A 9,018-nucleotide genomic window follows, 5' to 3' on the forward strand; every position below is an offset into this window, starting at 1 on the left:
GGGTGGGCCAAAAACCTGCGCCACATCAGCTGGTTCATTATTTTGAAATAATTGGTATTCTCGGTTTCAAACCTGTTTATTGCCCTGTTTTCGGCATTAAAAGCTTTAATAATCCGGAGCCCGGAAAGGTCTTCTTCAATAATTGAGAGTATTTCTCCCATTTTGTGCTGTCCTTTCCGGCTCTCTTTTTTCAGGCTTTTGCCAATGCGCCCGATAATGAAGCCGGCAATTGGGAACATTACAAAAACGAAAAGTGTGAGGCTCCAGCTCATGTAAATCATCACCGCCACCGAAACGATGATAAGAATCGGGTTTTTAATCATCATTTCCAGGGAGTTCATGACAGAATTTTCCACTTCGGTAACATCGCCGGTCATGCGGGCCATTATATCACCTTTGCGTTCGTCAGAGAAAAAACCCAGTTGCAGTTTCAGTATTTTCCGGTAAATTTTTGAGCGGATGTCCCGTACCACACCGTTTCTAATCAGTACAATCATGTAGTTGGCGAGGTAATAAAATCCAACCTTCAGCAAAACAGTAATTATTATGAAAATACCGATGAAAACCAGTGCCTTTTCGTGATTGTATTGGATTATTACTTTGCTTATCAGGTAGTTGCTGTACTCGGCGAATGCTGAAACATTCAGGCCAACTTCTGGTTTTTGGGTAACCAGTTCCTGTGTGCCAAACAAAATTTTCAGCGAAGGTATTAATAATAAAAATGAAAAGGCCCCAAATATGGCACTCAAAAAATTGAAAATGATGTTCCAAACGAGCTTCCATTTGTAGGGTGGAATAAAGCGGCGAAGTAAGTGAAGAAAATCTTTCATGGTTAATTTTTAGAAGACTCCTGTGTAATTTTGCGGAGTAATCTTTTTTAATTCTTTTTTAATTTTTTCATCAACATCCAGATTATCAATAAAATTGTGGATTGTTGGCATGTCGATAACTTCATTTTTGCGGGTTAAATCTTTGAGCGCTTCGTAGGGATTGGGATAAAATTCGCGCCGCAAAATGGTTTGAATGGCTTCGGCAACAACAGCTACATTATTTTCTAAATCTTTTTTTATGGCCGGTTCGTTGAGCATCAGTTTGTTTAGTCCTTTTAGGGTAGATTTTAAAGCAATTATGGTATGGCCAAAAGGAACGCCGATAAAACGGGTAACGGTTGAATCGGTCAGGTCGCGCTGCAGCCTCGAAACCGGAAGTTTGGCAGCAAGCTGTTCAAATCCGGCGTTGGCAATGCTAATATTGCCTTCAGAATTTTCAAAATCGATGGGATTAACTTTATGTGGCATGGTAGATGAACCAACTTCACCTTTTTTAATTTTCTGCTTGAAATAGTTCATCGAAATGTAACTCCACATATCGCGGTCGAGATCGAGTATGATATTGTTGATGCGTTTCAGTGCGTCGAAAATTGAAGCATAATTATCGTAGTGGGCAATTTGAGTTGTGTACTGCGAGCGTTCCAGCCCAAGTTTTTCCCTGCAAAAATTATTGGCAAATTGCGGCCAGTCAATTTCGGGGTAGGCCACGTGGTGGGCATTGAAATTACCGGTGGCACCGCCAAATTTTGCATGGCACGGAAGTGCACGCAACTGAGTAAGCTGGATATGGATGCGTTCAATAAATACCATAATTTCCTTTCCGAGTTTGGTGGGCGATGCCGGCTGTCCGTGAGTTTTGGCAAGCATCGGAATATTTTTCCACTTTTCAGCCAGTTCTTCCAGCTTTTCGGTTACCTGCTGCAAAAGCGGATAATATTCTTCGTCCAGTGCATCGTGAATTGATTTGGGCAAAGCTGTATTGTTGGCATCCTGCGAGGTGAGGCCAAAATGGATAAATTCCCGGTATTTTTCCAGTCCCAGCTTCTCAAATTCTTCTTTTAAGAAATATTCAACTGCCTTAACATCATGGTTGGTAACGCTTTCAATTTCTTTTACGCGGGCTGCATTTTCAACCGAAAATTGTTGATGTATTTCCCTGAGTTCTTCCAGCTTTTCTTTTGAAATATTTTTTAACTGGGTCAGGGGATACTCACAAAGTGCAATAAAATATTCAATCTCTGCAAAAACCCTGTATTTAATAAGTGCATACTCGCTGAAATATTTCCAAAGATTTTCAGCTTTGTTGTGGTACCGGCCGTCAACCGGCGATATTGCCGTTAATGCGTTAAATTCCATTCTTTTGTCTTTTAAAACCCTGCAAAGGTAGTAATTTAGGTGAATTTGGATTTTTTTTGTCCGCGATAATTTTTTACGCATTGTGCCGGTTTTATTTATAACTTAGCTGTTCGAACCGATTACAGATAATGCGTTTTCAAAAGAATTCAGAAAGAAAGTTATAAATGAGAATATTACAGTCACTACTTGTTGTTTTATTGATTTTACCGGTTGTTTATATTTCGGAAGCCGGTGAAAAAGATGAAAAGTTAGTATATAAATTCAACATTAAGGAAGAAATTGCGCCGGCTTTATGGCGACAAACACAACAGGCGTTTAAAGCTGCCGACACATTGGGTGCCGATGTATTTCTGATTCACATGAATACTTATGGCGGCACGGTACTCGATGCCGATTCCATCCGCACTAAAATTTTGCAAAGTACCATTCCTGTTTACGTTTTTATTGATAACAACGCAGCCTCGGCCGGAGCCTTAATTTCTGTTGCGTGCGACAGCATTTACATGCGTCCCGGCGGAAGTATTGGTGCTGCAACGGTTGTAAACCAAACCGGCCAGGCTATGCCCGACAAATACCAAAGTTACATGCGTTCTACCATGCGTGCTACTGCCGAAGCTCATGGAAAAGATACGATCATTTCAGGAAACGATACCATTTACAAATGGCGACGCGACCCGAATATTGCAGAGGCAATGGTTGATCCTTCCGTTTTTATTGAGGGAATAATCGATACAGGCAAAGTGCTGACTTTTACTCCGGGCGAAGCCATCAAATACGGTTTTTGCGAAGGTGTGGCAGAGAACATCCCCGAAGTGCTGCAAAAAGTTGGTATTGAAGAATACCGAATTGTAGAATATTCGCCGTCGTTTATTGAGAGAATTATTGGCTTTTTAGTGCACCCCGTAGTTTCGGGTTTGCTTATTATGGCAATTATTGGCGGCATTTACTTCGAGATGCAATCGCCAGGCATTGGTTTCCCTATTGGAGTGGCCATTCTGGCTGCCTTGCTTTATTTTGCCCCGCTTTATCTCGAAGGACTGGCCGATCACTGGGAAGTAATGGTTTTCCTGATTGGCCTGATTTTAATCGCAGTGGAAATATTTGTTATTCCCGGTTTCGGCGTGGCCGGAATTTCGGGTATTTTGCTGGTCTTTATTGGTTTGGTCCTGAGTTTGGTTGGTAATGTTGATTTTGATTTTAGCCCTGTTGATACCGATAAGCTTGGCGTGGCTATAATGACTGTTGTATTTGGCCTGTTTGGCGGATTTATTTTAGCTCTTTATCTGGGCAATAAGCTGTTTACAGCAAAATCAGGTGTTTTCAAAAATCTTTCCCTGAACACTGTGCAGAATATCAGCGAAGGTTATTTGAATGTGGAATCAACATTTTTAAACCTGAAAGGAAAAACAGGAACTGCCCAAACCGTTTTACGGCCCGGGGGAAAAGTTTTAATTGAAGGCGAAGTTTACGATGCGATGGCAGAAACCGGATTTATTGACAGGGGAGAGGATATTATTGTTGTAAAAGTGGGGACTTCCCAGCTTTATGTTGACCGACCCGGGACTTAATTTTGGGTGAGGTAATTTTTAAAATTATAATTTTAGTAATTTAACTCTTGGTTCGAATAATTTATTATAAACTATTGCAATTCGTATTTATTTGACGTTGGCAGCCCCGAACCATCAGTGGCGCATGCCCACCCCGGTCATACATACCGGGCCTTTCGATGCTGCGTTGTCGCATGGTAATTCTGCATTGGGCTTAGGATGGTAAAATGAAAGTTCACAGAATTTTAAATGAAAATAAAAGGCACGAATGAAGGTTTGTAACAGCGGGGGTTATGTTGTTTCTTTTTTCAATTTATCCGGATTCATTCGATTAGAGCATATGAAGTCCTCATAATCAGCAATTTATCAATCTTCATACAGCATCCAGAAATTAAAAATTAGAGGGAACACAACACTTTGGTATGTTTTCAACAGAAAATAATCCTCCGTCTCCGAGAACTCGGGGCCACCTCCTTTGAAAAGGAGGACGCGCCTCGAGGTCTGCAACTGCCTACTGCGACTGATCACTGATCACTGATCACTGATCACTGATCACTGATCACTGATCACTGATCACTGATCACTGATCACTTCCTACGTCGTTTTCCGGTACTGCCAAATCGCCAGGCTCAAAAAGACGATGCCAAGAACGACCAGCGAGAAAAACTCTGTCAGCAGGTCGAAAAAGCCGGATCCTTTGAGCAGGATGTTGCGCATGATTTTCATGAAATAGTAAATCGGGTTGAGGCGGTTGAATTCCTGAGCCCACTCGGGCATACTTTCCACAGGGGTGAAAATACCGCCCATCAGAATAAAAATCATCATAAAAAAGAAACTGATGAACATTACCTGCTGCTGTGTTTCGGTGACGGTGGAGATAAACAAACCAAGGCCGAGCACGCCTATTAGGTAAAGTCCGGCAAACCCTAAAAGCAGCCACAGACTGCCGACGATGGGCAGGTCGAAGACCAGCCAGGCAATAAACAACCCGAATGCGAGGTCGAACAGGGCAATGATCCAAAACGGAACCAGTTTGCCGATGATGAAGTGATGCTTGCGAATGGGGGTTACGTTGAGCTGCTCGATGGTGCCGATTTCTTTTTCGCGTACCAGGTTCATCCCCGACATAAACATCCCGATGATTGTGACCAGAATTGCCAGGATTCCCGGTGCCATGTACCATTTGTAATCCAGTTCGCTGTTGAACCAGTAGCTTTCTGCAATCTTCACCTTATTAGGTGGCATCAGTTCAGGAATGCCTTTCCAATCGGTAATTAAATGCTGGTTGTAGTCGCCGATGATTCTGGCAGAGTAGGAATAGATGAGTTGCGCCGTATTTCCGTCGATGGCATTTACCAGTAACTGAATTGAGGCCTCGTTTTCGCGCACCAGTTCGCGTTCCATGTTGGCCGGAATTACCAGCACCGCATCGGCCTCGTCGGTTAGCAGCATTGCTTCACCAAACTGTTCGTCGGTCACCATGGTTTTTACATTGTAAAATGGAATGCCGTCGAATTTGGCAATCAGCTCCCGTGATGCCGACGACAAATCATTATCGACCACCACTATGTCGATTTTTTTCAAATCGTAGGTAGCCGCAAAAACCAGCACCAGCATTTGCATCAGCGGCACCCCGATGATCATCGGCAGCATGGTTTTGTTCCGGAATATTTGCCGGAATTCTTTTTGGAGAATGTAGCGAATAGTATTCATAGCTTAGAGCTTCAAGCTTGCGGCTATTCTAATCGAACCTTAAACTTCCTTACACTCACCGCCACAAAAAACAGTGTCATACCAATTAAAATCAGTGTTTCTTTCCAGATGAAAGACAATCCAACTCCTTTAAGCATAATTCCGCGGATGATGGCAATGAACCAGCGGGCGGGCATGATGTGGCTCAGCCACTGCAGAATTTTGGGCATGTTTTCGATGGGGAATATAAAACCCGACAGCAGGATGGTCGGCAGCATCAGTACAATCATCGAGATAAACATGGCGGTCATCTGGCTTTTGGCCATGGTGGAAATGAGGATGCCCAGGCAAAGCGCCATCAAAATGAACAGGATGGTTTCGAGCATCAGCAAAACAAAACTTCCGGTAATGGGTACGCCAAAAACAAAATGACCGATAAGCACAATTACAAATGCGTTTACAATGGAAAGCAGCAGATAGGGCAACACTTTTCCGACAATAATTTGCGATGGTTTTAACGGGGAAACCAAAAGGATTTCCATGGTTCCCATCTCTTTTTCGCGGGTGATGGAAATGGAGGTCATCATGGCCGAAATGAGCATCAGAATCAGCGCCATGGTGCCGGGCACAAACATGTAGGCGCTTTTCATTTCCTCGTTAAAATACATCCGCACTTCGGGCTGAATCTGCATCGGCAGCTCCTGATTAGGATTCATTTTTTGCACGTAGTCGTTGATGATGCCGCGTGTGTACGAAACGGCCAGTCGTGCCATGTTCGGGTCCGATGCATCGGCAATTAACTGCACCTCTGCTGACCCTTCCTTTATCAGCTTCTCGCCGAAATTACTTTCGAAAACAATGATTTCCTTCACTTCACCTTTCCGGAAAGTTTTCTCTATTCCGCGGGTGTTTTGCAAATCGTCAACCAGTACAAAATAGCCAGACGACAGCAGTTTGTTGGTAATTTGCTGTGTGGTTTCATCCTTGCTTTGGTCGTAAATCGCAATGCGTACATCTTTGATTTCATTTTTGATGACCGTCCCGAAAATCAGGAGCTGCGCCACCGGAATTCCAAACAAAATCAGCATCGTCCGCGGATCGCGAAAAATGTGGAAGAATTCTTTTTTGATGAAAGATTTTAGTTGTTTCATTTTTTTAGCTTTTAGATCCGATCCACAAGCTTCAATCTATCCCTGCTTGTGGTTTGAAGCTTGCGACTTGCAGTTTATCATCGTGCAATTTTTATAAACACTTCATCCATATCCTTGGCATTGTATCTTTTCTTCAGTTTTGCCGGTGTGTCGAGCGCTTCAATTTTGCCGGCATCCATAATGGAGACGCGGTCGCAGTATTCGGCTTCGTCCATGTAATGGGTGGTGACAAAGACGGTAATTCCGTCGTTTGCCGCTTCGTAAATCATGTCCCAGAATTTGCGGCGCGTTACCGGGTCCACTCCGCCGGTCGGTTCATCGAGGAACACTATTTTGGGTTCGTGGAAAACCGCCACCGAAAAGGCCAGTTTTTGTTTCCATCCCAGTGGCAGTCCTGCAATCAGTTTGTTTTTAGCGTTTTCCATCTCCAGCTTTTTCAGCAGTTCGTTCATTTTTTCCTTTCTGCGTTTGGGGGAGATCCCGTAAATTCCCGCATAAAACCGGATGTTTTCGGCTACTGTCAAATCTTCGTAAAGCGAAAATTTCTGGCTCATGTAGCCGATGTTTTTTTTGATTTTCTCCGTTTCGGTATATACATCAAAACCGGCCACATTCAACTCGCCCGAGGTGGGAGCGGAGAGCCCGCTGAGAATGCGGATGGCCGTGGTTTTCCCCGCACCATTCGCTCCCAGGAATCCAAACACTTCGCCTTTGTACACATCGAATGTGAGGTTGTCGTTGGCCGTGAAGGAGCCGAATTTTTTGACGAGGTTTTTTACCGTAATTATTTTCTCTTTCATTTTTATTTAAAAGTTTTCAGTCACAGTTAAGTAGCAAAAAGTGATCAGTGATCAGTCGCAGTGATCAGTTAAATATCTTTACTACTTCCAAACTTCTCAGGATTTAAAATCATGTAATTTATGAGTTTGCCAATTTCCTGTGTTTCGGCCTCGAATTTTTTGAACTCATCTTCTCCAATGTATTTGCACGCATAAGCAAATTCAAGCCAAACCAATGTTTCGCTGTTTTCGCCATCGGAATCCGTGAGTTTACTTTTAAAATGCTTTGGATAATTTCTTTTACGGTAAGCTTCCGCGACATTGCTGCATGTAGATCGGGAAGAGCGCCTGATTTGGTCTGTCAGCGAATATTTTTCTTCTTTCGGAAAGCCTTTGGAAATCTCATATATTTCCATTGCAAGCTGAAATCCTTTTTTGTAAACATGTAAGTCCCTAAAGTCCATAATTCCAAAATTTAAATTGTAATACGTTTTATTTTCTTTCTAATACTGCCAACTGATCACCGATCACTGATCACCGATCACTGATCACTGATCACTGATCACTTCTCATAAGTCCCATAAATACATCCTCAATTCCCGGCTCAATCTCTTCTACCAGCACATTTTTGTGGTTCTTTTTGTGGAGGTAGTCATCCAGTTCGCTCGGTTCCACATCATCGTCGGTGCCGGTGAAATGGACAAACTCACCAAATGCAAAAACCGATTCTGCTTTTTCGTAAGCCCGCAAATCCTGGATCAGCCGGTAGATTTCATCCGAACGGGCGCGAATGATGCGGTGCGGGTATTTTTCGGTGATGCGTTTCGGCGAATCCACATCCAGTATTTCACCCTTTTGAATCAGCGCCACGCGGTCGCACAAATTGGCTTCGTCCATGTAGGGCGTTGAAACCAGGATGGTAATTCCTTTGTCCTGCAGCTTTTTCAGCATCTCCCAGAATTCCTTCCTGGAAACCGCGTCCACACCGGTGGTTGGCTCGTCGAGTATCAGAGTTTTCGGTTTATGGATGAGTGCGCACGACAGCGCCAGCTTTTGTTTCATTCCACCCGAGAGCTGTCCGGCACGGCGTTTTTTAAACGGTTCGATCTGGTGGTAGATGTCACGGATGAGATCGTAGTTTTCGTTGATTGTGGAGCCAAAAACCGTGGCGAAGAAATGCAGGTTTTCCTCCACGCTCAAATCCTGGTACAATGAAAACTTCCCTGGCATGTAACCCACGAGGTGCCTGATTTTTTTGAAATCCTGTACCACATCCAGGCCATCCATTTTCGCCTCGCCTGAATCCGGCAGCAGCAACGTTGTCAGAATCCGCATCAATGTAGTTTTTCCTGCACCATCGGGACCAATCAGGCCGAAGAGTTCGTTCTTGTTTACTTCCAGCGAAATGGATTTTAATGCCTGAATTTCGGAGTAGGATTTTGATATATTGTTAATTTGTATCATGGTAAAAAAGTGATCAGTGATCAGTCGCAGTGATCAGTTAAAAATCTTTGCTGCTTCCAAATTTTTCAGGATGTAAAATCATGTAATTTATGAGCTTGCCAATTTCCTGAGTTTCAACTTCGAATTTTTTAAAAGTGTCAGCTTCAATATACTTACATGCATGTGCAAACTCCAGCCAAACCAATGTTTCGCTGTTCTC

9 protein-coding genes are annotated in these 9,018 nt (G+C 43.3%); 1 reads left to right on the forward strand and 8 read right to left on the reverse strand.

The genetic code is table 11. The features are described from left to right. Positions 1–830: ABC transporter permease (locus tag ACTCNA_RS16600; RefSeq protein ID WP_462949058.1), on the reverse strand; the 830-nt coding region annotated here is incomplete at its 3' end. 9 nt (positions 831–839) lie between these two features. Continuing rightward, positions 840–2,186, reverse strand: coding sequence for an adenylosuccinate lyase (gene purB, locus ACTCNA_RS16605; RefSeq protein ID WP_462949059.1), 1,347 nt, complete (start codon positions 2,184–2,186; stop codon positions 840–842). A gap of 164 nt (positions 2,187–2,350) precedes the next feature. Here purB and ACTCNA_RS16610 point away from each other — a divergent pair, with 164 nt between their 5' ends. Next, positions 2,351–3,754 (forward strand): NfeD family protein, encoded by a 1,404-nt coding sequence (locus ACTCNA_RS16610; protein ID WP_462949060.1) that lies wholly within the window; start codon positions 2,351–2,353, stop codon positions 3,752–3,754. A 573-nt stretch (positions 3,755–4,327) separates the two neighbouring features. Here the strand turns inward: ACTCNA_RS16610 and ACTCNA_RS16615 are convergent. The 6 genes from ACTCNA_RS16615 to ACTCNA_RS16640 all read right to left on the reverse strand — a co-directional run. Then, positions 4,328–5,446, reverse strand: a complete 1,119-nt coding sequence (locus ACTCNA_RS16615; RefSeq protein ID WP_462949061.1) for an ABC transporter permease — start codon at positions 5,444–5,446, stop codon at positions 4,328–4,330. 23 nt (positions 5,447–5,469) lie between these two features. Beyond that, the gene (locus ACTCNA_RS16620; RefSeq protein WP_462949062.1) at positions 5,470–6,576 is read right to left on the reverse strand and encodes an ABC transporter permease; all 1,107 of its coding nucleotides are present in this window, start codon (positions 6,574–6,576) and stop codon (positions 5,470–5,472) included. A 77-nt stretch (positions 6,577–6,653) separates the two neighbouring features. Beyond that, complete coding sequence (locus ACTCNA_RS16625; RefSeq protein WP_462949063.1) at positions 6,654–7,376, reverse strand: ABC transporter ATP-binding protein; 723 nt, start codon at positions 7,374–7,376, stop codon at positions 6,654–6,656. A gap of 68 nt (positions 7,377–7,444) precedes the next feature. Beyond that, positions 7,445–7,819: a four helix bundle protein gene (locus tag ACTCNA_RS16630; protein ID WP_462949064.1), complete on the reverse strand. Its 375-nt coding sequence runs from the start codon at positions 7,817–7,819 to the stop codon at positions 7,445–7,447. A gap of 91 nt (positions 7,820–7,910) precedes the next feature. Then, positions 7,911–8,819 carry an ABC transporter ATP-binding protein gene (locus ACTCNA_RS16635; protein WP_462949065.1) on the reverse strand — a complete coding sequence of 303 codons (909 nt, stop codon included), beginning with the start codon at positions 8,817–8,819 and terminating at the stop codon, positions 7,911–7,913. A gap of 37 nt (positions 8,820–8,856) precedes the next feature. Continuing rightward, on the reverse strand, positions 8,857–9,018 hold a 162-nt coding region (locus ACTCNA_RS16640), incomplete at its 5' end, for a four helix bundle protein (protein ID WP_462949066.1).

Source organism: Tangfeifania sp., assembly GCF_055108615.1.

What these genes read in the sequence shown, in the direction of transcription:
- ACTCNA_RS16620 (WP_462949062.1), bottom strand. Translation starts at nt 6,576, where the DNA reads ATGAAACAACTAAAATCTTTCATCAAAAAAGAATTCTTCCACATTTTT.
- ACTCNA_RS16615 (WP_462949061.1), bottom strand. Translation starts at nt 5,446, where the DNA reads ATGAATACTATTCGCTACATTCTCCAAAAAGAATTCCGGCAAATATTC.
- purB (WP_462949059.1), bottom strand. Translation starts at nt 2,186, where the DNA reads ATGGAATTTAACGCATTAACGGCAATATCGCCGGTTGACGGCCGGTAC.
- ACTCNA_RS16610 (WP_462949060.1), top strand. Translation starts at nt 2,351, where the DNA reads ATGAGAATATTACAGTCACTACTTGTTGTTTTATTGATTTTACCGGTT.
- ACTCNA_RS16635 (WP_462949065.1), bottom strand. Translation starts at nt 8,819, where the DNA reads ATGATACAAATTAACAATATATCAAAATCCTACTCCGAAATTCAGGCA.
- ACTCNA_RS16625 (WP_462949063.1), bottom strand. Translation starts at nt 7,376, where the DNA reads ATGAAAGAGAAAATAATTACGGTAAAAAACCTCGTCAAAAAATTCGGC.
- ACTCNA_RS16630 (WP_462949064.1), bottom strand. Translation starts at nt 7,819, where the DNA reads ATGGACTTTAGGGACTTACATGTTTACAAAAAAGGATTTCAGCTTGCA.